20 protein-coding genes are annotated in these 25,487 nt (G+C 48.8%); 16 read left to right on the top strand and 4 right to left on the bottom strand.

Annotated features, from left to right (window positions below):
* The 8 genes from AC27N8_RS17460 (at position 1) to AC27N8_RS17425 (ending at position 9,135) form a co-directional block, all read left to right on the top strand.
* Positions 1 to 1,314: a carboxylate--amine ligase gene (locus AC27N8_RS17460; protein ID WP_487068673.1), complete on the top strand. Its 1,314-nt coding sequence runs from the start codon at positions 1 to 3 to the stop codon at positions 1,312 to 1,314.
* Positions 1,311 to 2,543, top strand: coding sequence for an NAD(P)-binding domain-containing protein (locus tag AC27N8_RS17455; protein ID WP_487068672.1), 1,233 nt, complete (start codon positions 1,311 to 1,313; stop codon positions 2,541 to 2,543). Before AC27N8_RS17460 ends, AC27N8_RS17455 begins: the two co-directional genes overlap by 4 nt.
* Positions 2,544 to 2,603: 60 nt before the next feature.
* Positions 2,604 to 3,635: a polysaccharide deacetylase family protein gene (locus tag AC27N8_RS17450; protein WP_487068671.1), complete on the top strand. Its 1,032-nt coding sequence runs from the start codon at positions 2,604 to 2,606 to the stop codon at positions 3,633 to 3,635.
* Positions 3,613 to 4,977, top strand: coding sequence for a carboxylate--amine ligase (locus tag AC27N8_RS17445; RefSeq protein WP_487068670.1), 1,365 nt, complete (start codon positions 3,613 to 3,615; stop codon positions 4,975 to 4,977). The genes AC27N8_RS17450 and AC27N8_RS17445 overlap by 23 nt, the downstream gene beginning before the upstream one ends.
* Positions 4,977 to 6,206, top strand: coding sequence for an FAD-dependent oxidoreductase (locus tag AC27N8_RS17440; RefSeq protein ID WP_487068669.1), 1,230 nt, complete (start codon positions 4,977 to 4,979; stop codon positions 6,204 to 6,206). Before AC27N8_RS17445 ends, AC27N8_RS17440 begins: the two co-directional genes overlap by 1 nt.
* A 66-nt stretch (positions 6,207 to 6,272) precedes the next feature.
* Positions 6,273 to 7,346 (top strand): polysaccharide deacetylase family protein, encoded by a 1,074-nt coding sequence (locus tag AC27N8_RS17435; protein WP_487068668.1) that lies wholly within the window; start codon positions 6,273 to 6,275, stop codon positions 7,344 to 7,346.
* On the top strand, positions 7,346 to 7,942 hold the full coding sequence (locus AC27N8_RS17430; RefSeq protein WP_487068667.1) for an acyltransferase: 597 nt from the start codon (positions 7,346 to 7,348) through the stop codon (positions 7,940 to 7,942). Before AC27N8_RS17435 ends, AC27N8_RS17430 begins: the two co-directional genes overlap by 1 nt.
* Before the next feature lie 386 nt (positions 7,943 to 8,328).
* A complete protein-coding gene (locus tag AC27N8_RS17425) occupies positions 8,329 to 9,135 on the top strand; it encodes a hypothetical protein (RefSeq protein WP_487068666.1) in 807 nt (268 codons plus the stop codon).
* 115 nt (positions 9,136 to 9,250) lie between these two features.
* Here the strand turns inward: AC27N8_RS17425 and AC27N8_RS17420 are convergent, their stop codons facing one another.
* The 3 genes from AC27N8_RS17420 to AC27N8_RS17410 form a co-directional block, all read right to left on the bottom strand.
* Positions 9,251 to 10,201, bottom strand: a complete 951-nt coding sequence (locus AC27N8_RS17420) for an MBL fold metallo-hydrolase (RefSeq protein ID WP_487068665.1) — start codon at positions 10,199 to 10,201, stop codon at positions 9,251 to 9,253.
* A 1-nt stretch (position 10,202) separates the two neighbouring features.
* Positions 10,203 to 11,780 carry an L-glutamate gamma-semialdehyde dehydrogenase gene (gene pruA, locus AC27N8_RS17415; RefSeq protein WP_487068664.1) on the bottom strand — a complete coding sequence of 526 codons (1,578 nt, stop codon included), beginning with the start codon at positions 11,778 to 11,780 and terminating at the stop codon, positions 10,203 to 10,205.
* A gap of 109 nt (positions 11,781 to 11,889) precedes the next feature.
* Positions 11,890 to 13,377: a thioredoxin-like domain-containing protein gene (locus tag AC27N8_RS17410; protein ID WP_487068663.1), complete on the bottom strand. Its 1,488-nt coding sequence runs from the start codon at positions 13,375 to 13,377 to the stop codon at positions 11,890 to 11,892.
* A 358-nt stretch (positions 13,378 to 13,735) separates the two neighbouring features.
* On the opposite strand from AC27N8_RS17410, the gene AC27N8_RS17405 reads away from it, so the two are divergent.
* From AC27N8_RS17405 to AC27N8_RS17375, 7 genes are all read left to right on the top strand, one after another.
* Complete coding sequence (locus tag AC27N8_RS17405) at positions 13,736 to 15,376, top strand: sodium:solute symporter family protein (protein WP_487068662.1); 1,641 nt, start codon at positions 13,736 to 13,738, stop codon at positions 15,374 to 15,376.
* A gap of 21 nt (positions 15,377 to 15,397) precedes the next feature.
* Positions 15,398 to 15,655 carry a hypothetical protein gene (locus AC27N8_RS17400; protein ID WP_487068661.1) on the top strand — a complete coding sequence of 86 codons (258 nt, stop codon included), beginning with the start codon at positions 15,398 to 15,400 and terminating at the stop codon, positions 15,653 to 15,655.
* A 164-nt stretch (positions 15,656 to 15,819) separates the two neighbouring features.
* On the top strand, positions 15,820 to 16,299 hold the full coding sequence (locus tag AC27N8_RS17395; protein WP_487068660.1) for a GatB/YqeY domain-containing protein: 480 nt from the start codon (positions 15,820 to 15,822) through the stop codon (positions 16,297 to 16,299).
* Between the two features lie 322 nt (positions 16,300 to 16,621).
* Positions 16,622 to 17,272: an LON peptidase substrate-binding domain-containing protein gene (locus AC27N8_RS17390; protein WP_487068659.1), complete on the top strand. Its 651-nt coding sequence runs from the start codon at positions 16,622 to 16,624 to the stop codon at positions 17,270 to 17,272.
* 54 nt (positions 17,273 to 17,326) lie between these two features.
* On the top strand, positions 17,327 to 17,680 hold the full coding sequence (locus AC27N8_RS17385; protein ID WP_487068658.1) for a hypothetical protein: 354 nt from the start codon (positions 17,327 to 17,329) through the stop codon (positions 17,678 to 17,680).
* 239 nt (positions 17,681 to 17,919) lie between these two features.
* Positions 17,920 to 19,920, top strand: coding sequence for an aldo/keto reductase (locus AC27N8_RS17380; protein WP_487068657.1), 2,001 nt, complete (start codon positions 17,920 to 17,922; stop codon positions 19,918 to 19,920).
* 246 nt (positions 19,921 to 20,166) lie between these two features.
* Complete coding sequence (locus AC27N8_RS17375; RefSeq protein ID WP_487068656.1) at positions 20,167 to 21,405, top strand: MFS transporter; 1,239 nt, start codon at positions 20,167 to 20,169, stop codon at positions 21,403 to 21,405.
* 59 nt (positions 21,406 to 21,464) lie between these two features.
* On the opposite strand, the gene fusA is transcribed toward AC27N8_RS17375, so the two are convergent.
* Positions 21,465 to 23,525, bottom strand: coding sequence for an elongation factor G (gene fusA, locus AC27N8_RS17370; RefSeq protein ID WP_487068655.1), 2,061 nt, complete (start codon positions 23,523 to 23,525; stop codon positions 21,465 to 21,467).
* A gap of 392 nt (positions 23,526 to 23,917) precedes the next feature.
* Here fusA and AC27N8_RS17365 point away from each other — a divergent pair, with 392 nt between their 5' ends.
* Complete coding sequence (locus AC27N8_RS17365; protein WP_487068654.1) at positions 23,918 to 25,213, top strand: serine hydroxymethyltransferase; 1,296 nt, start codon at positions 23,918 to 23,920, stop codon at positions 25,211 to 25,213.
* Positions 25,214 to 25,487: the final 274 nt, after the last annotated feature.

Raw genomic sequence — 25,487 nt, 5'->3', positions numbered from 1 at the left:
GTGGTACGTCAATCATCTGATATCGAGGCGACAAAGAGCTCTCAGTCTGCGGCTGCTATCCAGCTCGATGGCGTAGATATCTCAACGAGAAACTATGATGCGTTTGTGCTAGATGCTGCATTACGTCAGTCGCTAGTCTCTATTCGCTCGCTTGGTCGACGCGGTCTGGCAGTGGCAGCTCTGGAGACAGAGCAACGCGTCCCCGCTTTTTCGTCACGGTGGTGTCAGCAGGGGATTGTTGCTCCGGTGGAAAGTGGCACACAGGCCTATCTCGACTTTGTAGAACAGTTCCTGGAGCGTACTGGAGCGCATGTCTTAATTGCTTCGTCTGATAGTACGATTGCACTGCTTCGTCAGCATCGTGAGCGTTTGGAAAAGCACGCTGCCATTGCGCTGGCGCAAGATCCAGCGCTAGCGATTGCGATTAATAAAGAGCGAACGTTGGAGATCGCCAGGCAGTTAGGATTGAAGATTCCTCGTGGAGTGGTGGTGAGTTCGGTACATGATGTCCCAATGGCTCTCAAAGAGATTGGCTTGCCCGCAGTGATCAAGCCGATTGAGTCCTGGCTATGGAATGACACTCAGGATGGGGGAGCTCGTTTCGCTTCACAATTAGTTACTTCTGTCGATGAGGCTCGGATCGCTGTGGAAGATTTAACCCGTTTGGGGGGAACAACTCTTTTTCAACAGTTTTTAACTGGCCGCCGCGAAGCAATTAGTCTACTCTACGCCAGGAATGAGGTACATGCAAGTTTTGCGCAATGGGCGAAGCGTACCGAACCACCCCTGGGTGGGACATCTGTCTTGCGCCAGAGTATTGCCCTTCCCACAGATACAGGTGCACAGGCTGAGCTACTCGTCCGTGCGATCAATCTGGAGGGATATTCCGAGGTGGAGTTTCGCCGTGACAGTGCAGGCGTCCCTTTCTTGATGGAAATTAATCCTCGCTTATCGGCCTCGGTCGAGATAGCAGTTCGCTCAGGTGTTGACTTTCCCTATCTCCTCTATCAATGGGCCTCTGGTGCAGACATTGATACGATTAAATCTTATCGTGTCGGTGGATGGATGCGCTATTTGAAGGGAGATATCATGACGACCATCGAAGCGGTTCAGCAGCGCGGGCGACCCGGAGTAACTCCACCTGCTCAAGCTGTACTGGGCTTTGTTTTCTCCTGTTTGCAGCCCATGCATTATGATGGTGTTGATTGGAATGATCTTGCTCCAGCCATACAAGCGACTACGGAATTTACGCGTGACTGGGTCGGAGGAGCTATATTGAAACGATTATCTCGTGTGCAAAGGAGTTTTTCGTGAGTATTGTATCGGATTTAAAAACGTCTCAGCAATCGACTAAGGTGGCACAATATGATGTGATCGTTGTCGGTGCTGGTCCTTATGGATTAACTGCTGCTGCTCATCTGATTGGGAAGGGCCTGCATGTAGCTGTGTTTGGAAAACCCATGGAACTGTGGCGTGATCATATGCCACAGGGGATGTATCTCCGTTCTCATTGGTGGGCGACCAATCTCTCCGATCCTCATAAGAAATATAGCTTCGAGCGCTATTTTCAACTGAAAAAGCTCGCCAAACCATATCCAGTTCCAATGAGCCTCTTTTTGGATTATGCACTCTGGTTTCAAAAAAACGCCGTGCCAGATGTGGACGAGACATACGTTTCATCGATCGAGCGGCAATCTGGAGGCTTTGTGGTGACGCTGGAGGATGGTCGTGTCATACAAGCGACGGCAGTTGTCATGGCGATTGGGGTTTATTACTATACCAAACGTCCAGAGGAATATAGTAGTTTTCCCAAAGAGCTTGTCTCGCATGCCTTCGATCACAGTGATTATCAGCAATTCAAAGGGAAGCGCCTACTGGTTATCGGCGGGGGGCAAAGCGCGGTGGAGTATGCCGCTTTGCTGCTTGAGGATGGAGAGGTCGCAGATGTCCATCTGGTCGCTCGTCACGCGATTCACTGGCTAGAGCGAGATCGTTCGGATGAGCGTTCTCTGCTAGAGCAGATTAAGGCCCCGAATGCTGGTATTGCCATCGGCTGGAGAAACTGGGCTTTAGAGTATCTGCCTTACCTCTTTCATCGCTTCCCGCAGCCAAAGAAGGATCGTTACATACGCTCAAACTATCAGGCGGCTGCCGCTGACTGGCTGCGTACGCGTGTTTTGGGGAAAGTGAAGCTCCACGAGAGCACCTCAATTAAAGAGATGCAGGTACATGATAATTGCATCGATGTTGAACTCTCCGATGGTCAAAAGCTCCAAGTTGATCATGTCTTGCTTGGCACAGGCTATGAAGTGCACCTGACCAATCTGCCCATGCTTCATTCCTCGCTTGCCGCACAAATTCAGTCCGATCAAGATATTCCCATCTTAAACTCCTACTTTGAGAGTAGCGTTCCCGGTTTGTACTTCCTGGGTTTAAGTGCCGTACGCTCGTTTGGGCCATTGTATCGCTTCGTGGTTGGGGCTAAGGCGTCTGGTAAGCGCGTTGCCAGCGCGGCTGCACGTCATGTCTCGCATCACAAATAAGGCGTGGCTGTGTGAGAGGGAAGCATTTGATACAGTTATGCGTACATGGGGAGGATGTGTATGCGTGAGCGTCTGCGTGTCCTGGTCGCCGCCGTTTTTTACTATGCTGGCATTATCCATCTGGCCTTATGGCTTAAAGGGAGATTTGCCAGACGACTCCTGATTCTCAATTATCATAATGCGGGAGGAAACTTATCCGCGCAGCTACGCTATCTCAGACGGCATTATCGCATCATGCATCTGGAAGCGGCGCTTGCGGAATTGTATGCTCCCAGCGTTGACCGGCTCCATGATAGACGCTTGCCACTTGTCCTGACATTCGATGATGGCTATCTGGATAACTATATTGATGCTTTCCACCTGGCACGGCATTATCGTATACCAATAACCATCTTTATCATTCCGGGCTACGTGGAAAGCGGACACTACTTCTGGTGGCTGTCTGCAGCATATATCGTCAGGCAACTTGGGATGGAGCAGGTGATGCTCGATGGACGATTATATCATTTGACCAATGCAGAAGAGCGTCGCGATCTGACCTATTATATTGATCATCAGGCTCGCCATGCTCATTCAGTGGTTGAGCGGGAGACTTTTCTCTCGCATGTGCAACAGGCATTTGGGGTGACTCTTCCCACGCGCTGCTTGAATGATCAAGATCCAAATGTACCTCTGACCTGGGAACAGATGCGTGAAATGGAAGCTTCTGGTTGGATCTCCATTGGAGCGCATACCGTTAATCATCCCATACTGGCTTACCTTACTGATCCTGATGAGGTCAGGCATGAAGTGGAGGATGCACGTATCATCCTCGAAGAAAAATTAGGCCATGCTATCCAATCTTTTGCGTATCCAGTGGGAAAGTTCCAGCATATTGGGGAGCAAGGTATCGAGGCTGTGCGGGATGCCGGCTATAGATGGGCTGTGACCACCTTTGAGGATGAGAATACCTGCACTACTGATCCTTTATTGCTAGCTCGCATGCCCGGCGATATCGATCTGCACTGGATGGTGATGGCAGCGGAACTGGTTGGATTGTTGGGAGTGCTCTCTCGTATGAGGAAAGAATATGCAAAACTCTTTAAAAAGTGATGCGTTCGAGGCCGAAAGATATGATGTCTCATCTGTGCTTCCACAAGCGTCGATGGGTCGGGCTACGCAGAAAAAGACGTATGATGCGTTGATCCTGGATGCAAATCTGCGCCAATCGTTGGTTACTGTACGTTCACTTGGCCGCCGAGGTATGCACATTGCGGCCTTAGAGATGACGCAGCATGCCCGAAAACCGCTTTATGTACCGACCTTTTCATCACGTTGGTGTGAGCGCTCATATCTTGCTCCGGATTATAGTCAGCATACCGAACCATATATCACCTATATCCAGCAGTTATTGGAGCATACTGGAGCCCGCGTGCTGTTTGCCTCTTCTGATGGAACGCTGGCAGTGCTACGTAAACATCGGGCCGAGATCGAGCGTTATACGCGCCTGGCTCTGGCCAGAGAATCTGCTCTGGAGGCCGCTACCAATAAAGATCAGACGCTGGAGATAGCTCAGCGCCTTGGCATTGGCGTGCCAAACGGGGTAATTGTGACGTCGACCGGCGAAGTCGCTGAGGCTATTCGAGACATCGGTTTGCCGGCGGTCGTGAAGCCAATCGAGACATGGCGCTGGGGCGATCAACAGGGAGCGCGTTTACTCTGTGAACTGGTAACGACCCCTGAAGAAGCTCGAGAGGCTGTTGAGAAGATCACTCATTGGGGTGGAGCGGTGCTCTTCCAGCAGTTTTTAACGGGCCGTCGTGAAGCCATCAGTCTTCTGTATGCGCAGGGAGAAGTACATGCTTGCTTTGGGCAGGTAGCTCAGAGAACCCAGCCTCCACTGGGAGGGACCTCGGTTTTACGGCAGAGTATTGCAGTCCCCGAGGATATTGGAGCACAATCGGAGCGTCTCATCCGCGAAATTGATCTGGAAGGCTATGCAGAAGTCGAGTTTCGACGCGATAGGGATGGGAAGCCCTACCTCATGGAGATCAATCCTCGCTTATCTGCATCTGTCGAAGTTGCGGTACGTTCTGGAGTCGATTTCCCTTACCTGCTCTATCAATGGGCGTTAGGGAAGCCTATTCCACGCGTGAATGGATATCAGGTCGGACGTTGGATGCGCTATCTCAGTGGCGATATTGTCGCGCTGGTGGAAGCTCTGGAGGAACGGGGTCGACCTGGAGTTGCGCCGCCAGCACAGGCTTTTCTTGAGTTTTTTACAAGCTTCTTTATCTCTACTGGCTATGACTACTTTGATTGGCATGATCTTGTTCCGGTGCGGACTGCCACTCTGGATTTCCTCCATCGTGCGCAACGACAAATGAAGCCATCTACTGACCACAATCAAACATCCCTTTCTCAGAGAGGGAAACGATTTTTCCGAAGGAGTTAATGGTGAGCGTCTCTATCAATGCTACAAAAACGCATGAAGCTACTTCTGCTAAACAATATGATGTTGTTGTACTTGGTGCTGGCCCTTATGGACTCTCTGTCTCCGCCCATTTATTGGGTCATGGATTGAAAGTGGCAACGTTTGGTAAACCACTTCACTTCTGGCAAAATTATATGCCTGATGGTATGTTACTCCGTTCTTATTGGTGGGCAACGAATCTCTCTGATCCACAACGCAGGTATACATTCAAAAAATACTTTGAAGAAAAAGATCTTATCCCGGGTGAACCACTGCCTCGTGAAGTTTTTATCGATTATGGTCACTGGTTTCAGCAGCATGCTGTGCCTGATGTTGATGAGACCTATATTCGTACTATTGCGCATGATAATGGTAGTTATCGCATCGCGTTGGAAGACGGGCGCGTGCTTACCAGTAGCGCTGTCGTAATGGCTCCTGGGCTTCACTATTATCTCTATACGCCAGAAGAATATGCCCATATGCCGCAAAATTTAGTGTCTCATTCATCTGCATATAGCCATCTTGATATGTTTGCGCAGAAGAAGGTCGCCATTATTGGTGGAGGCCAGGGATCTTTAGAAACAGCGGCTTTACTGCATGAACAAGGTTGTGATGTTCACGTAATTTATCGTGGAGTTATCCAATGGCTCAGTGCCGGTGACTCAAAGGAGCCTGTCTGGCTACAGAGACTTCGAGCTCCACAGGCGGGTATGGGCAATGGATGGTTGAACGTTTTGCTCGAAAAATACCCATACCTACTTTATTGGGCACCGCGCACGCGCCGTAATGCTATCCTCAAATCTCTCCACGGACCAGCTGGATCGGCATGGTTAAAGCCACGTCTCCTGGGTAAGGTTGATATCCGTGAGAACACACATGTGGCGCGTATTGATGCTGTGGACGAAAAAGCTCAAATCACACTGACAACGGGTGAAGAGATCTTGTTTGATCATGTTATCCTCGGCACTGGCTATCGGGCGGATGTGAAGGAGTTGCCGATGCTGGATCAACATCTGAAAGACTCCTTACAAACATATCGTGGCTCACCCTTATTGAATAACTGGTTTGAGACAAATATTCCCGGTCTCTACTTTATTGGCTTTTCTGCTGCGCGTAGCTTTGGACCTTTTTATCGCTTCGTTGTAGGATCGGAAGCGGCTGCCCGTCGCACTGCCAGTGCTATCGCCAGGCAACTGGTACGCTCTCGTTAGAATACGGGGAATAAAGGGCGGTGCGGATGAGTGGCTAAGCTGTGAGCAGGATGAAAGAGAGACGACATGCGTAAACGTGTATTAATTATTATCGCTGGATGCTTTTATTATAGTGGCCTGGTGGCTCTCGTGCGTTGGTGGACAAGGCGTTCAGGGCAGCATGTTGTGATTCTTAATTATCATACGGCCTCTGATGGGCAGCTCTTAGCGCATCTGCTTTATCTGCGTCGTCATTATCGTATTCAGCATATAGAAGCTGCGCTGGAGGAATTGTTTGCTCCTTCTGCCAGTCATACTATCGGTGACAGGGGTGATCGGCGCACATCGCTGGTCGTGACGTTTGATGATGGGTATCGGGATAATTTTACCCATGCGACAGAAATTGCTCGTACCTATCATATTCCACTTTCAATCTACTTGATTCCGGGCTATACTGTGAGTGGCAAGCGTTTCTGGTGGTTTGAGGGACAGAGTATGGCGCGGCGAGCGCGTGTGTCTGAAGTGACTTTGGAGCAACAGACTTTCCAGCTACAGGATGATAACTCACGTGGAGCTCTGGCTCAATATATTGATGATCGTGCCCGTTACGCTACTTCGGTGATCGAGCGCGAAACGTTTCTTGCTGCGGTTGGAGAAAAGCTTGAGCTATCGCAGCAATCCGATGAGCGTGATCATGATGGGGAACGTTTGCCAGTCAATTGGGATCAGGTGCTAGAAATGGAGAAAAGCGGCTGGATCTCCTTTGGTGCTCACACGATGCACCATCCTATCCTGGCCTACTTGACCGATCCAGCGGAGGTCAGACGCGAAGTAAGTGAGTGTCGTCAGGTACTTGAGCATAGATTGGGACATCCAATACGTACTTTTGCCTATCCTGTGGGGCAGGCTCAGCATATTGACGAAAGTGTGGTGCAAGCAGTGAAAGACGCTGGCTATGCTTGGGCATTGACGACGAGTTATGGTCTGAATACATCCGCCAGTGATCCCTATCGGCTAAAACGCATTGAAGCAGATGTGACTCAGCATTGGTTGATTGTAGCCGTCGAGGCTGCCGGGCTCTGGGGCTTTTTTTCACGCTTGCGCTGGTTACCATTTATTCGCAAAAATTTCACGAATGCTACGAGTAAAAAAGGATTGTGATGCAAGAACGAACGTCATATATTCATCCATTGGCGGAAGTGGAGCCTGGAGCACAGATCGGAGCGGGGACGCGTATCTGGCGTCAGGCGCACATTCGAGCCTGGGCCTGCGTCGGCGAGCAATGCAATATTGGCAAAGGAGTATACATCGAATCCTATGTCGTGATTGGATCGCGTGTTAAGATCCAGAATCACAGCTCGATTTTTGAGGGCGTGACTATTGAGGATGGTGTTTTTATTGGGCCACATGTCTGCTTTACCAATGATATGTATCCCAGAGCGATCACTCCTGATGGGGAATTAAAAAGTAGAGATGATTGGGTCATTACTCCAACACATGTCAAATATGGTGCCTCTATCGGAGCGGGCGCTGTGATCGTTTGTGGCGTAACGATTGGCGAGTTTGCCTTGATCGGGGCAGGTGCGGTTGTGGTCAAGGATGTTGCTCCTCATACGCTTGTCATTGGGAATCCTGCACATTTTCATGGCTATGTCTGTCACTGTGCGCATCGTCTGACGGAGGTAGAGATACAAGGCGATAGTTTGCTCTCCGGCTGGTGCGCAGCCTGTGGCTTACGGCGCACCTTTGAGAAATAGCTTAAATAACCTCTTTTGGCCAGTGTCAAGCGCAGCGAGGACATCGTAGCGTCGCACGCTCGCGTGCGATGTCCCACTCGACGTATGATCAGATAGGCCTGCGTGGCGCGCCGAGATCCAACGGTCTCGTACGAGTCACAGGGACATCGCACGCGAGCGTGCGACGCTACACTGTCTTCGCTGCGCTTGACAGCTTTCTGCCGGCCTCCCAGGGGAAAACGGGGCAGGATTGTCTTGCTGCAAAAAAAAGAAGCGCATCCATACTGTTTTGAGCGCTTGACATTGGTACAGGTTGATATGTATGATTGGTGACAAAGTGATATGGAGATTTTCTGGCTTAAGTACCTCCTCTCAATGAGGATTCAGTAGAAAGCGGTTAAGATATCGTGTCCCAAACGGGTCTTTCTGGCTCTACCTGGCAAGGTTCACTCAACGATCTGGGACGTGTTGTGATCCATATTCAGCGTTCTCATGCCTTTGGTCGTCTGTCTTTGCGTAACCTGGACCAACTCAGCGTAGTTCATCTTTACTTTCGGGCTGGAAGATTAATTCAAGTCGTTGGACATCATGGCGATGCACACACGGTTTTGACTGGAGTGCGTAGCTGGCAACGTGCTGTTATCCGCTTTGATCGTGGGGCTGCGGCCGCCGTAATCGCTGTGGACGACACGAATGAGCAGTTGTTAATGGAGGTTCTTCAATACTTGCAGAAGCGCGGATTGTTTACATTGCCGCAGATTGAGCCTGCTCATCCGCGTGTCATCGATGGTGAGCTGATTGCCTCCTCTGAAGCTGGACAACTCATCGATCACCTTGAGTGGCGGGTACTTGTCGAAGGCATACGGCGCGTCTCACTTGCCGTAGCGCATCTGGTTGGTCCACACGAAGCATTCACAGTTTTGCAAGACATTCTCGATGATTGCTCTGCTTCTTTTCCGGCCTTTGCCAGTCTTAAAATTTCATCATCTGGATATTTGTACGTAACTGATAGATCTTATCTTGATCGTATGTCGCGTCAGGAACTCATCGAAGGCTTCGCTGCTCTTATTGCGATCTGCCAGCATTTTTGTGTGCCTATCATTGGGGAGAAAGAGTCCTACAAATTGATGGTACAGGCATTGCAAGAACTTGCTCCGACGCTGGTTGGCCTGGGAGTTTTTCGCGCTAACAATCAGCTATTGTTTGATGAGTAGATTTTTTATATCACGGCAGAGCAGCATTGGATGAGTAGAAAACCGGAGGACAAACGTCCCCCGGTGTTGATCTATGGCATGGGCTGTGGATAGATGCTACATGATAACAGTGCCTTTAGAATTTTTCCGTGTGATGCTTTTTCCAGTAGCGGATATATCCTTGTACCGACATTTCATAGTTGGTTGCCAGTTCAAAGCGTTTCAATGCCTGAGCATCGGCGCCTTTGCGTTGCAGCTGCGGCTCAACTGTCGCGATCAAGATCTGGACAATCTCTTGCTCATCTTTGCCTTCCAATAAGGCTTTTAAAACCACATCACCCCAGGAAATGATCTGGGCACGTAGCCTCTCCAGATAGGGAACAGTGTTACGCACGGGACCAAAGTGGGCTAGATAGAGTACATCGGGGCGTAGCTTTTTTAGCAGATCAATGCTGGTCGACCATGACTCGATGTTCAGATCTGGTGGTGGGGTTGGAGGGCGTACATAATCGACTGGTGGCAGATAGACACCAGCTACATCTCCAGCAAAGAGCTCGCCTGAATGAACGTCAAAGAAGATCACGTGATGATTCGCGTGGCCTGGTGTATAGTGCACTTCCAAACGGCGTCCCGCGATATTGAGGATATCTCCTCCATCAATAGGTTTGATGTTCTCCTCTGGGACAGCCTCTACTTTCCCCCACAGTTCTTCCATGCGACCTTTATAGATCTTGGCTGCGCTGGTGATCAGCTTGGCTGGATCTTGCAGGTGAGACGCGCCTTTGCTATGGACATAGACTTTGGCGTTGGGCATGTGATGCAATAATGTTCCCACACCACCCGCATGGTCTAGATGAATGTGCGTGAGCAAGATGTGCGTCACCGTCTGCGGAACGATTTCAGCCTCTTCTAGAGAAGCCAGTAAGGACTCCACGGTGGTCGAAGGGCCTGGATCAACGAGGGCGACCTCATCTTTTCCTGAGATAACGTAGGCTCCAATCACATTATGTTCGCCTTGAAATGGTAACGAGATGTGTAAGAGACCCGGACTCTGTTTGGTAATGGTTGCCAAGAGCTGCTCCTTCATATTATTTTTTCCTTGAGATGGCTTTGGCCTGTGTGAAAAGTAGCAGATAATCTCGCCCGCCAGCTTTTGAGTCAGTTCCCGACATATTGAAGCCACCAAATGGATGGACGCCTACTAATGCACCTGTACACTTCCGATTGAAGTACAGGTTGCCGACATGATACTCTTCTTTTGTACGTGCAATATGTTGTTCATCTGTCGAATAGAGCGAGCCGGTCAGACCAAATTCGGTATTGTTGGCAATCTGCAAGGCATCATCGAAATCTTTCGCCTTGATTACGCTTAACACTGGTCCAAAGATCTCTTCTTGTGCGATGCGAGCCTGAGCATCAACATCAATAAAAATGGTTGGCTCAATAAAGTAGCCTGGCTCGTGGACCTGTCCTCCGTTTACCAATGTACCTTCGCTCTTGCCAATCTCGATATAATCCAGAATCTTTTTGTAGGCATTCTTATCAACAACTGGACCGATATACGTCTCTGGCTGAGTAACGTCACCTATGGTCAGGCGGCGTGTTTTTTCGATGACTTTTTTGACGACTTCATCATAGACCTGCTCAACAATGATGGCTCGTGATCCTGCGGAACATTTTTGCCCCTGGAAGCCAAATGCAGATGAGACAATGTTGGTGGCTGCTGCCTCTAGATTAGCTGTTTCGTCAACGACGATCGCGTCTTTGCCACCCATTTCAAGAATCGTACGCTTGAGCCAGCGCTGTCCTGGTTGTGTTCTGGCTGCATGTTCGAAGATATGCAGTCCGACTTCACGCGAGCCTGTGAATGAGATGAAGCGCACCGCTGGACTATCTACCAGTGTATCGCCGATGGTTGCTCCAGAACCTGTCAGGAAATTGACGACGCCAGCGGGCAATCCAATATCTTCCAGGATACGTATAAACTGATACGCGATCGCCGGTGAGGTACTGGCTGGCTTGAGTACAACTGTATTGCCTGATACGAAGGCAGCACTGGTCATGCCTACGAGGATCGCGCACGGGAAATTCCAGGGAGGAATGACTGCTGCAACACCTAAGGGCAGATAAACCAGCTCATTTTCTTCACCTTCAATATGAATGAGAGGCTGTTCTTCGGCCAGGCGGAGCATCTCGCGACCATAAAATTCTAAGAAATCGATGGCCTCAGCTGTATCTACATCGGCCTCAACCCAACTCTTGCCAACTTCGTAGATCATCCAGGCGTTGATGATAAAACGACGCTGACGCATAAGATCGGCCGCTGCGAAAAGATATCCAGCTCGCTCGGCAGCCGGGACGCGTTTCCAGGTCTCGAAAGCACTGGTTGCGGCCTGGATTGCTTGCTCGGTCTGCTCACTGCTAGCCGCAACAAAGTTTCCGATGACCTGATCAGGCTGGGACGGATTAATTGAAGCAAAGGTCTTTTCCCCTGTCACTTTTTGTCCGCCGATGATCAATGGATATGTTTGACCAAGCTCACTTTTAACCTGTGTTAGTGCCGCTGCTTGAGCACGTTTATTCTCTTCTTGTGAAAAATCCGTGAATGATTCATTTATAAATGGCGTTTGAGCGTGCGATAAAGCACTTTCAAATACAGTAGTCATAGAATACTCCTTAAAATCATGGCGCGGAATCGCATTTCTCTTGTGGAGATCATATCTTTCATTGTATCTCATAGCGAGAGGGGATGAAAGCATTTCATGAGTGCGAGAGTCATTGGTAGATATGCATTGTGTCTACGGTTGCTGTTTCTAAATGCACGATACGAAGCGCGTGATTATTTGTATCTGCTATATAGAGCAGATTATTTGCGGCTGCAATCCCTGCCGGCTCATTAAATTGAGTATCCTGGAACGGTCCATCTCGAAATCCTGCCTCGCCAGTGCCTGCCAGAGACTGCACCGTCCGTGTCTGCGGATCGAGTACTTTGATGCGATTATTGTAGGTATCGGTCAGATAGATCTGACCTGTGTATGTACAGATCGCTTGTACATGCTGTAAACGCACCTCATCCCCACTGCCGTCCTGATCTCCAAAGATGAATAATCCCTCACCAACCAGTGTATGCACTTGATACGGACTGGCTAAATCGATGGCACGAATTGCGCTGGTTTCGCTATCGGCAACATATAACGTCTGATTATCTAATGCCAGACCATTAGGTTGAGCGAAGAACGCGTCATCATAGGAACCATCTCCAAGCCCCTCGGGACCCTTGCCTGCGAGCGCCTCGATCTCCATGTTGGCCAGATGGAGCACTACGATCTGATGTGTTCCTGCCATCGCGATATAGAGATCATCATCCTTATATTGCAGATCCCAGGGAGAGCTCAAGGCTACCGTACGAGCTGGACCTCTGGTCGGTGTGTGGACCATGCCATATTGCTCACCGGTTCCCGCAATCGTGGATACTTGTTGGGTATGCAGATCAACCCTTCTAATTAGATGGTTTTCGGTGTCCGCCACGTAGAGCGTATCGCCGACAATAACAGTACCTTGAGGACGATGAAACTGTGCCTCGCTACCTGAACCATCAGCAAGACCGGCTGCCCCTGTACCGATAATCTGACGTATCTGACCAGAAAGGCTGGTTTCAATCAATCGATGATGGCCTGAGTCACTGATGATGAGACGATCGGCGGACGCATCCAGACTCACTTTACCAGGAAACGCTAGCATCGAATGAGTTGCTGTCTCGTGTGTAAAGTGAAGTGGTTGATGTGTCAACAGTCCTCGCTCTTCGTATTCTGCGAGCATGGGCTGAAGCATCGCGATGGCCTGCTCTGGGATAATCTCGCCCTCATGCCTGCTGATGACGCGGCTCTCCGGATCAAGAAAGACCAGGGTGGGCCATGCACGGATTGCATATTGTTTCCAGAGATACATACTACGATCATTGACGACTGGATGGTCGATACCATAGCGCAATACGGCGTCGCGCACACTATTCGTAAATTGCTCGCGCGGAAATTTAGGGGAATGAATACTTATGATTGTTACCGTATCAGGGAATGCTCTCGCAATTGTATGTAGTTGGTCGAGTGCATGTATACAGTTGATGCAGCAAAAAGTCCAGAAATGCAGTATTACCAGACGTCCGCGGAGTTCACTTAGCCGCAATGGATGATCACTATTTAACCAATCTAATCCAGCAGGGAAATCAGGTGCCCTGACCTCTCCACGAAATTGAGGCTTTGCCATGAACCCACATCCTTTCTTCTCGGAGACACACGTTATCTCTCTTATCTTACTACAACTGTACATAGAATAGATATCGAGTTACTGCAGGTAGTGGCAAAACGCGTAAATGTAGAGCTTACTCTATCTGAGAGAGTTTTTAGTGAAGCTAACACCGATGTTCATTCGTGATTATAGAGAAGTTTTTTAGACCGGTTAGATAATTGGCCTACCTTCATCTCTTTTGGGTTTTATTATCCTGTATAGGTAGCGACTTTTCTTTACAAAAAGCGTAAGGGAGATTCTTTATCACTAGAATAGCCTTCCTTTTAGAAAGAACATCGTTGTTATTTGTCTACAGTAAACGTCGAGGGAGACTGTTATGTTCACTTTATCTGCAGTTACAGCCAATGCGAACTGGGTAGATTATCTTGTGATTGTCATTTATTTTGTTGTGACTCTGGGAATCGGTTTGGCGTTGAGAAAGCGCATGAAATCTTCTGAAGATTTTTTTCTCTCTGGTCGTTCGCTTCCCAGTTGGGTGACCGGATTAGCTTTTGTGGGTGCCAATCTGGGAGCGCTTGAGATCCTTGGTATGGGGGCCAACGCTGCTCAATATGGGCTGATGCAGGCACATTTTTATTGGATTGGCGCGATTCCGGCAATGATTTTTGTGGCTATCTTTATGATGCCTTTCTATTATGGAAGTAAGGCGCACTCAGTGCCTGGCTTTCTTAAAATGCGTTACAATGAGGCAACCCGTGCCTTCAATGCCATCTCTTTTGCGGTGCTGACATTATTAACTTCTGGCATCAACATGTTTGCTGCTGCATTGGTCTTTAATCTGCTGCTTGGTTGGTCACTCAATGCGTGTATCTGGTTAGCGGCCTTATTCATTATGGTCTACATCTTATTGGGGGGATTGACATCGTCTATTTACAATGAGACCCTCCAATTTTTCTTAATTGTAGCTGGACTCTTGCCGCTTACGATCATTGGTTTGATCAGCGTCGGTGGATGGGACGGTCTCAAAGACAGAATAAATAATCCCGCCTTTTTTCACCTGTGGGCTAACACAGCCAGCAACAACAATCCATTTGGAGTTAACTTTATCGGTATCATATTGGGCTTGGGTTTTGTGCTCAGCTTTGGCTATTGGTGTACCGATTTTCTTGTGGTGCAGCGTGCTCTGGCTGCAGAGGATAAAGCGGCTGCCGAACGTACACCTTTGATTGCCACCTTTCCGAAGTTGTTTTTTCCTTTCCTGGCGATTGTTCCTGGCTTGATTATCCTCTCTGTCATGCCTGGATTGGGACATGGAACCGGCTTCGAGAATTCATACAATATGGCAATTCCTTATGCGATGGCGCGTTATCTCCCCAATGGAGTGCTGGGTCTGGGTCTGACGGCTTTGTTGGCGGCCTTTATGTCTGGCATGGCCGGTAACGTTACCGCTTTCAATACCGTGTGGACCTATGATCTCTATCGCTCTTATATCAGGCGTGATGCACCCGACGCTCATTATCTGTGGATGGGACGCGTTGTAACGGTAGTCGGTATTATTCTGAGCGTCGGCACAGCCTACATTGCATCAAGTTTTACCAGCATTATGGACTACGTACAGGCACTGTTTTCGATCTTCAATGCTCCTCTGCTGGCGACGTTCTTGCTTGGCATGTTCTGGAAGCGTACAACGCCCTGGGGAGGTTTCTGGGGGTTGCTGATAGGGACTGCGTGCTCCATTGTGCTCTGGGTGGGAGAACAATTCTTTCATCTTTTCTCCTTTGGTAGTTCCGAAGGCTCTAGCATGTGGCGCGCATTGATCGCCTGGGGAGTCTGTTTTGTTGTGACTATTGCGGTTTCCTTTGTGACCAGACGTCAGCCGGATTCTGAGCTGGAAGGGTTGGTCTACAGCCTGACGCCCAAGGCTCAGGTGGTCGAGACGGTCTGGTATAAGCGTCCGTGGGTATTAGCGGGCGTGGCTCTGGCGATCTTCTTCATTTTTAATATTATCTTCTTTTAAACATACAAAAAGGTGGTAGCTATGAGCCAGGATGATGTTCAAGGTATAGAGTCATCAGAAGCCAATCCGACACATCGCATGTCGATTGCTCTCACGATTGGAGCGACGATTAGTCTGATTGGCCTTGTGCTCCTGCTCTATGGATTGTTTGGGGGCGCCGATTATACGCGCAGTGCAGGCATCAATATTAATCTTTGGTGGGGCTTATTGATGTTCGTTTTCGGCGCAGTGATGGGCCTTGGTAGTTATCTTTTTAATCGAAGGCATATTACTCACTAAGAGCGCTCTTGTTTGCGAGCCAGCCCGCATGCTAAACTCTGCTTCGTCTTTCTCGTCGTTGGAGTTTTCTCTGCGGGCTGGCTCTTTTGTGGATGCTTTTTTAGCTACTTCGTAGTATACTAAAAGGCGCATTGAATACTATTGATAAGGTAGGAGTACGACAGATGGCGGACGCACGGCAGGAACTTCCACTCGAGACGCAGTTAAAGAAGGATATCCAGGCTGCTCAGCGGAGCAGAGATCAAGCACGCCTGGATACTTTGCGTATGGCTTTAGGCGCGATTCATAATTTAGAGGTTGCTCGGACTGATCGTAAGCATCCAGAGCATGGCCAGCCTTTAACCGAAGCCGATAGCATGCGCGTGCTTGAACAAGAGGTGAAAAAACGTAATCAGGCAATACCGCTCTACAAGCAAGGTGGACGTACTGATCTGGCAGAGAAAGAGCAGAGTGAGCTGGACATCTTGCAAGTGTATCTGCAATCTTCACAGTTGAGCGATGATGAACTCCGTGCAATCGTGAGCCGGATTATTGATGCCAATGGGAAAGAGTTTCGTAAAGTGATGCCTCTTGCAGCCAAAGAGACCAAAGGTCAGGCAGATGGCGCTCGTGTTCAGCGCCTGGTCAGAGAACTGACCCAATAAGTAGACAGCATTTTATCGCCAGCCTGCGAGAGCACTGATAAGAGAAGTCCCTTGAGAAAAACGGATTAAAATGTTTTCTCAAGGGATTTTTTAATAACCTTCGACTGATATTATCTATGGCCAGCGATAGTGATATGGTATAGTACTTATAAAGTACGATAAACTCATGAATATCATACTTTCAAGGAGTCCAAAGAGTCTGATAAAACGAGACGTTGGGGCCTGGTGATTTTGCCGCTACTTGCCCCATCACCTCTGCCCTCAGCGTCTCAATTGGATAATAAATAAGCGGTGGTGATTTTTATATTGGAGGATTGATTACATGACTACAGCAATTGAATTGCCCTTATTTCCTTTGGACGTCGTTCTCTTTCCTGGTACTGTCTTACCCTTACATATTTTCGAGCCTCGCTATCGTCAGATGATAGTCGATTGCCAGCTGGAAGATAAGCCGTTTGGTGTAGTTTTGGCCAGGAGCGGCAGTGAGTTTATGCATGAGGAGGTTTGTGAGGTTGGTACTCTGGCGGAGATTCATAATCTGAAACTCCTTGATGATGGTTGCTATGATCTGATGGCTGTGGGCATTCGACGCTTTCGTATTGTAGATCAGCATCATGACATGCCTTATCTATCGGCACTGGTCGAGCCATATGAAGATGAGCAAAAGCTTGAAGAGCGCGTAGAAGGTCTGGTGCAACAAGGACGCAGTCTTTTTGAAACTTATCTGAGCCTTTTGTTGGAAGCTCCAATTGGGCAGGAGATTCACTCCCAACTTCCCGATCTTGCGGAGGACCTCTCCCATTTTATCGCCTATTTTCTGGAGATTGAAGATGAGAAGAAGCAACACTATCTGGAACTGACCTCTACGCAACAGCGTCTGATTGAAGAAATTGCAGTCTTGCGGCGCGAAGTGCCATTTATGCGCCAATTGTTATTGAAGCGGCCCAATGATGATCTCACTATGCTAAACTAAGAGCAAAATATCGATCCTGATCAGCCCATCGCTGGAGGAGTGAAGAAGCGTAGTATGAGTAATTATCGCAATTTTAGAGAACGGCTCGATGCTGTTCTACGCACGCTTGATGTTCATCAGGTGCGTGAGTTTTTAGTGGCCGAGGGACAATGGGAAGAGGATGTGCCTTCGGATGCGAATTTTGCTATGTATATGATGATTGCAGGTTCACAGACGTTAAAGGATCTGCATCCTCAGGCGCGTGCGTGGTTGATGAGCCATGGACATAGTAGCGAGGCACAGGCTGTCTTTGGATCTGGACCAGCTGCACCTCGTAAAGGCTCTCCAGGATCTCGCGGTGCCCGAGCGAGTAATGAGGCCAGAAAATCTTCACAGAATAAGTCTAGACGCCCTGATACCCATAGATAACGTCTTCTTTTTTGCTCCAGATATTTGACGTATGGTGCACTATCGTGATATAACCTCCAAAAGTGGGTCGAAGGTTCATGATTTCACTTGTCTGAAAATAGCTACGTTGAAATGTATTGTACTACGAGGTCTCTACTATTTTGTATCTATGTACTGGTCAGAGAGCTTTATTTGCCTATGTGGGTATGATGAAGTTAATTGGTTGATCAGTGGGTTTCACAGAGGTTTGGAGGAGCATCATGAGTCAAACGTTATCCTGGGGCATTCTTGGTACGGGGAGAATTGCTGGTGTGTTTGCACACGGCCTTGAGCAGTCGAAAACGGGAAAGCTCGTGGCAGTAGGTAGTCGCACACAAGCATCGGCCGATCGCTTTGGGGATGCCTGGAACGTGCCACGGCGCTATTCGCGTTATGAGGATCTGCTTGCTGACAGTGAAGTGCAGGCGATTTACATATCGACTCCACATCCCTTGCATGCCGAGTGGGCGATTAAAGCTGCGGAAGCGGGCAAACATATTTTATGCGAGAAGCCTATTGCCCTCAATCATGCGGATGCGATGGCGATTATTGAGGCTGCACAGCGTCATAATGTATTCTTGATGGAAGCCTTCATGTATCGTTGTCATCCACAGATTACCAAACTGGTTGAGCTTATCCAGGAAGGTACAATTGGCAAAGTTGAAGTGATCCAGGCCACGTTTTCGTTCCATACCACATTTAATCCAGAGAGTCGCCTGCTGAATAATGCTCTTGGCGGCGGAGGCATCCTGGATGTTGGTGGTTATTGTGCCTCTATGGCTCGTCTGATTGCAGGGGCTGCCAGTGGTAAGGCTTTCGCCGATCCTCTCCAGGTAACCGCAGCTGGCCGTATAGGTCCAGTGAGCAAGGTCGATGAATATACCAGCGCACTGCTTACCTTCCCGAATGATATTGTGGCTCAGTTGCTGACTGGAGTGCAACTTGATGCTGAAAACTCTGTGCGTATCTATGGCTCCGAAGGCTCTATTGTCCTGCCCACTCCCTGGACCCCAAAAGCGGATGAGTCTACCACTATCATTGTGAAACGCCAGGACGAAGCAGAGGAGCATCAGATCACCATCGAGAGTGGCGGTGACTTGTATGGCCTGGAAGTTGATACCATCACCAAACATCTCCAGGATCGTCAGGCTCCCGAAATGAGTTGGGAAGATACGTTGGGTAATATGCGTACCCTGGATCAATGGCGTGCTGCGATCGGATTGGAATATGACATCGAAAGTCCACAAGATCCGGGCCAGCAACTTCCTGTACATAAGCATCCCTTGAAGGTACGAGCTCAGCACAATATGAAGTACGGACGACTCGTCGGTGTGGGGAAGCCTGTCTCTCGTCTGGTCATGGGCGTAGATAATCAGACCACCTGGCCGCACGCCTCTGTCATGTTTGATGATTTCTTCGAGCAAGGTGGTAATTGCTTCGATTCAGCGTATATCTATGGGCAGGGACGTTGCGAACGGATGCTTGGACAGTGGATCAAGAATCGTGGTATTCGTGAACAGGTTGTGATCTTAGATAAAGGAGCGCATACTCCCAATTGTAATCCGCAAGCGCTCAGCTCTCAGTTTCTGGAAAGCCTGGAACGCTTGCAGACAGATTATGTGGATGTGTATATGATGCATCGAGATAATCCAGCCATCCCGGTAGGCGAGTTCGTTACTGTGCTCAATGAACATAAAAATGCTGGACGTATGCACGCCTTTGGCGTCTCAAACTGGTCCATCGAGCGTATCCAGGAAGCAAATGCCTGGGCGGCTGAGCATGGGATGTCTGGTTTCTCCGCCATCAGCAACAATTTTAGTCTTGCTCGTATGATAGATCCTGTGTGGGCTGGCTGTATCTCCGCCTCAGATGCCAAATCTCGGGCCTGGCTGACCGAAACACAGATGCCTATCATGCCCTGGTCAAGTCAAGCTCGTGGTTTTTTCGCTGGTCGAGCGCATCCCGATGATCATTCTGATGAGGAATTGGTGCGTTGCTGGTACAGCGCAGATAATTTCCAACGTTTGGAAAGAGTTAATCAACTGGCGCAACAGCGGGGAGTTTTGCCCATTAATATCGCGCTTGCCTATGTGCTCAATCAGCCGTTTCCAACTTTCCCATTAATTGGCCCCCGATTACTGTCTGAAACGCGCACCTCTTTACCAGCTCTTACGGTTGATCTAACGCCTGAGGAGGTTCGTTGGTTGAACCTGGAGGTATAGACTCGTTCGCGAAAAATGTAACCAGCTACAGTCGCGCCGTATCTTTAGATACGGCGCGATGCAATAAAATTGGCCTGAAACTTTGTTGTAATCATCGATGATGCATGTGATAACGATATTATATGCCGCTCTATTTTGAATAACGATCCTGCGACTGTACTACTCAACCCAATGCTGTGTAGCCCGAAGTGTGTACAGATGAAAGCAAGTGGGTCAAGGAATCTTGCAGTCGGAAGGGATAATGTGTTGGATAAAGAGCTTATTGATACTGTAGAAGCTTCCTCTATTGCTGAAGCAGCCACACATGAAGCAGCCACAGTAAATAGACCTCTCGTTTTGATTATGTCTGTTGCCTGTGCATTGGCGGTTGCGAATCTGTACTATATCCAGCCGATGCTGGCTGATATGGCACATGGATTTTCTGTATCGGTAAGCCAGGTTGGCTTTGTTGCTACTATGGGACAAATTGGATATGCTACTGGCTTACTATTGATCATTCCATTGGGCGATAAATATAATCAACGTAAACTTATTGTTGGTATGCTGGTAGCAGTAACGGTGGCATTAATTCTTATGGCGCTTGCTCCATCAGTGGCGCTTGTGACGATTGCCAGCTTTCTGGTGGGATTAACAACTGTCGTGCCTCAGCTAATTATTCCTTACGCGGCCAATCTGGCTCCTGAGCATGCACGTGGTCGAGTGGTTGGAACGGTGATGAGCGGCTTGTTGATCGGCATTCTATTAGCTCGAACGTTAAGTGGTTTTGTGGCTGCCAATCTTGGCTGGCGGGCCATGTATTGGATTGCTGCGGTCGTCATGGTTCTGCTGGTCGTGATCCTGCGTTTCTTATTGCCTGATGATCGTTCTCGAAAGGGATCGATGAGTTATCCACAACTACTGCGCTCATTGTGGGATCTGCTCCGTGACGAACCAGTCTTGCGTGAAGTTATCATCTTTGGTGCGATGGCTTTCGGCGCATTTAGTGCCTTCTGGGTGACGCTCTCATTTTTCCTGGAGACTCCTCCGTATCATTACGGTAGTGAAGTGGCTGGCCTGTTTGGTCTGGTTGGCGTGGCTGGAGCTCTGGCGGCGACATTTGTGGGTAAGATCGCTGATCGTCGTGATCCACGCTTTGCCAATGGTATTGCTCTGCTTATTACGCTGGCCTCATTTATATTGATGTGGATCGCAGGCCAATGGCTCTGGGGATTGATTATCGGTACCGTTTTACTGGATCTTGGTACGCAGGGAAATCAGGTCACCAGCCAGGCGCGCTTTTATAGCCTGAATGCTGGAGCACGTAATCGTCTCAATACCATTTATATGTTTTGCTACTTTGTTGGTGGTTCGTTAGGATCATTACTTGGTACAATCGGTTGGAGTATCGCCGGGTGGAATGGTGTGAGCCTGGTCGCCTGTATCTTTCTGGTGATCGCCCTGGCTGTCTTTGGGCTGAATACGCGCAAGATGCGTATGCGTGCTTAGGAAGTCGCCCTTTTTGAGTGTTTGTCTCGCACGGAACAAACACTCAAAAAGGGCACGAGCTATTTGTGAGCAGCTTCCTCGTGTTTCTGCCTTTCGGACATAATCTCTTGTTGTACGTTGGGAGGAACTTCGGAGTATTGGGCAAACTCCATGGCAAATGTGCCGCGACCTTGCGTGATGGAGCGCAGATCAGTCGCGTAATGCAACATCTCTGCCTGCGGGACGGCTGCTGTGATGCGTTGATAGCTGTTTTCAAGTGACTCCATGCCCATCACATGTCCGCGTTTCGTATTAATATCGCTCATCACATCGCCCATATTATACTCGGGTATCTCAATTGTCACGTTCATAATGGGCTCGAGGAGCACTGGATTGGCTTGCGGTACGGCTTCCTGCATTCCCAAAGAGGCTGCTACTTCAAACGATTGGGCCGAGGAATCCACTGGATGATATTTGCCATCGACGAGGGCTACTTTTACGTAGACCATTGGATGACCTGAGATGAACCCGCGCTTGAGCGATTCGCGGATGCCTTTTTCAACTCCAGGAATGAATTGTCCAGGGACAACGCCACCGACTATTTTATCCTCGAACACAAATGTTTTCTCACTGTCGCGTGGTAGCGGCTCGATCTCCAGCCAGACATCGCCAAATTGACCATGTCCGCCGCTCTGGCGCTTGTGTCGTCCATTTGCTTTGGCCTTCTTGCGAATAGTCTCTCGGTATGAGATGCGTTGATCGTGGGTGACGAGATCAACTGAATATTTGCGTTTGATATTTTCTACCAGAATTTGTACATGTGTTTCTCCCATCCCTGAAAGTAGGACTTCCGCTGTCTCTGGATCTCGCGAGACGTGGATGGTGCGATCTTCTTCACTGCTCCGTGTGAGTGCGCTACCCATTTTGTCCAGATCGGCCTGGCTATGTGGCACAATGGCTACCACGTAACATGGAGAAGGGAATGAGATGGGATGAAGGGGTATCTTGTTCTCTTTGCTATTAGTGAGTGTGTTGCCTGTATGGGTCTGCGAAAGTTTTGCGACTGCTCCAAAGTCACCGGCGGGAATCTCACTGGCGGGCTCTTGTGTCTTCCCGTGCTGGATCACAAGAGGACTCATGCGCTCATCGGTACCTGTTTGCATATTAGTAAGATGCATATCTGGCTTGAGTGTCCCGCTGAAGACACGAAATGCGGATGTGGTTCCTACCTGGGCCGAGGAGGTCTTAAAGATAAATGCAGAGACATCATTTCCGAAGGCTCTCACATCTTCTGCGACTGCCTGGCATGGATCTGGTAGGTAGTTAATGATTGCGTCGAGGAGTGTTTGTACACCAATATTTTTGGCTGCCGATCCACAAAGTGCCGGGATAATGATGCCTGTAGAGGTGGCTTGCTTTACAATCGCAAAGATCTCTTCGTCACTTAACGGTAAGCCATCCAGGAATTTTTCCATCGAGGTATCATCGCTTTCCACCGCCGCCTCAATAAGCTGATCGCGATAAGCTGTGACCTGCTCCTGAAGTTCAGTGGGGATAGAGATCTCCTGAACCGTATTACCATGCTCAAAGGTATAGGCTTTGCGCGTGACGAGATCGATCACTCCCTTGAAATTGGCTTGCTCTCCCATGGGAATCTGTAATGGGACGACTTTTGGACCAAATTGTTTCTGCAGGGATTCTAATGCCTGCTCGAATGAAGTGTTTTCACGATCAAGTTTATTGATGAGGATCATGCGAGGAAGACTGCGTTCGTCCGCACACTGGCAGGTCAGTTCTGTGCCAACTTCCACGCCTTTTTCGGCTGTAACAACGACGAGCGCGGCATCAGCGACGCGTACACCCGCTTTTACCTCACCGATAAAATCGGGATAGCCGGGAGTATCGATAAAGTTGATCTTATGATCGCTCCATTCGACGGGGAGCACTTTTACCTGGAGTGACATGCGCCGTTTGAGTTCTTCGGGATCATAATCAACTACTGAGGTTCCATCATCGACTCTGCCGAGACGTGTAACTGCACCGCTATCAAAGAGGGCAGCATCAATAAGGGATGTTTTACCAGTTCCAACATGAGAAATGAGTACAACGTTACGAATGTGTTCCGCCCGATAAACCTTCATAACCCAATCCTCCTGAGCTTCTACACAGCAGTGGTCTGGGATCAGACAAATTCGGTTGGGAGGTCTGCCTTAGACCACCAATGCAACGCGACCATGCGCATGGCTGTATCAATACAGAAAAAAAGTTATACACATCCTTCCTTCTAAAATAAGAAGGAATAAATCTAGTATAGCAAAGTTATCTAACATGTTCAACTGAATACCACTCTGTGTCAGGATTGTGATAAGAGCTCTTATGAATGGCCGTGATACACTTTTCTATGCATATTATGCTGTGTTATACACGCCCCGGATGTGCGATAAGAGACAACATCAAGAAGTCGTTTTTTTACGCAGGTATGCTATACTGAAAACGAATTTGCTCGGTCGGGTGCGTATAAAAGGAGTTTTTTATGACCATTGATATACATGATATTGAAGACATCATTCGCCAACAAGATACATGGCGGCAGACACAGACAATCAACCTCATTGCCAGTGAGAATACTCCCAGCGATGCTGTGCGCCGGGTGCAGAATTCGGATTTTATGGGACGCTATGCCGAAGGACATCCCAATGAAGGTGAGCATGTCAATCGTTACTATCAAGGAACGTACTACATTGATCAGATTGAGCGCATGGCTGAACATGAACTGCTGGATCTATTTGATGTGAAACAGGCTGATGTGCGTCCTATTAGCGGAAACGCGGCCAATACTGCGCTGGCATTGAGTGTCCTGCGTGGTGGTGATACGGTCATTGCCAACTCGACGGATGCTGGTGGACATATCAGCCATGGAGCGGTCGGTGTCTTTGGGAGGCGCATTCAAAATCGTGGCCAGTCTCTCAAGCTTGGAGGAGAGCATGGCATTCATCTCCACTATCTACCTCTGACAGAGGATCGCTATCATGTGGATGCGCAGAAGACGATTGAACTTGTTGATCAACTTCATCCGCAACTTGTGATTCTGGGGAAGAGTCTTTTCCTGTTTCCTGAGCCAGTCACTGAGATTGCCGCCTTCTGTAAGACAAAAGAGATCCCCGTTTTGTATGATGCGGCTCATGTGCTTGGTTTGATTGCTGGCGGCCAATTCCAGTCTCCTTTAAAAGAAGGGGCCACCTGGATGACTGGAAGTACGCATAAAACATTTCCAGGTCCTCAGCGCGGTATTATCCTCGGTAATCTGACAGATGCAGCTGCGATAAAAAAATATTGGCAGCCCGCCGATCGTGGGGTCTTTCCTGGCTCATCCAGTAACCATCATTTGAATACGCTACCCGCCCTGGTCGTCGCTATTCGTGAGATGAAGCGCTACGGACATGCATATGCGGCTCAGATTGTGCGGAATGCTCAAGCGCTCGGGCGTAGTCTGGATAGCCTTGGCACTCCGGTGGAGGCGCGTGATTTCGGCTATACTCAAAGCCATATGATTGCCGTAAATGTGGCTGAGTGGGGAGGTGGTGTGGAGGTTGCAAAGCGTCTGGAGGAGAGCGATATTATTTTGAATTATAATATGCTCCCTGGAGATGCTGATCCTCGTAACCCTTCAGGATTACGTATTGGCGTGTCGGAGATGACTCGCTTTGGTATGGATGAGCAGGGCATGGGCGAATTGGCTCAATTTATTCACGATAGTGTGCGTGGCAAAAATGTCAAAGAGCAAGTTCATGCGTTCCGTGCTCGCTATACTGAAATGAAATATGTCTAGGTGAGTCTTAACCCACGCAGCAAGTCGGGGCACTGTTCTCTAAACGGTCCCCGATCCGTCTATTTTGGCACATGCTCTTGATGTTTTTTCGCAGTGCGTCGTTGTTTTTCAACATATGATTTATTTTAACTGTTTTATTGGCACTTTTGGATACATTTATAGTCTTCTTTCGTTCATAAAAGAGACTATGTTTTTTAGCTCCACAAATAATGAGCGGAAATGACGTTTAAGAAGAGAGATATGATACTAAAGGGTTGATGGGAATTTATGTATC

It is taken from the genome of Dictyobacter sp. Z7_2 (assembly GCF_057551105.1).
Note: the sequence above shows the minus strand (reverse complement) of the source record. Positions and strands in the feature narration are given on the sequence as shown.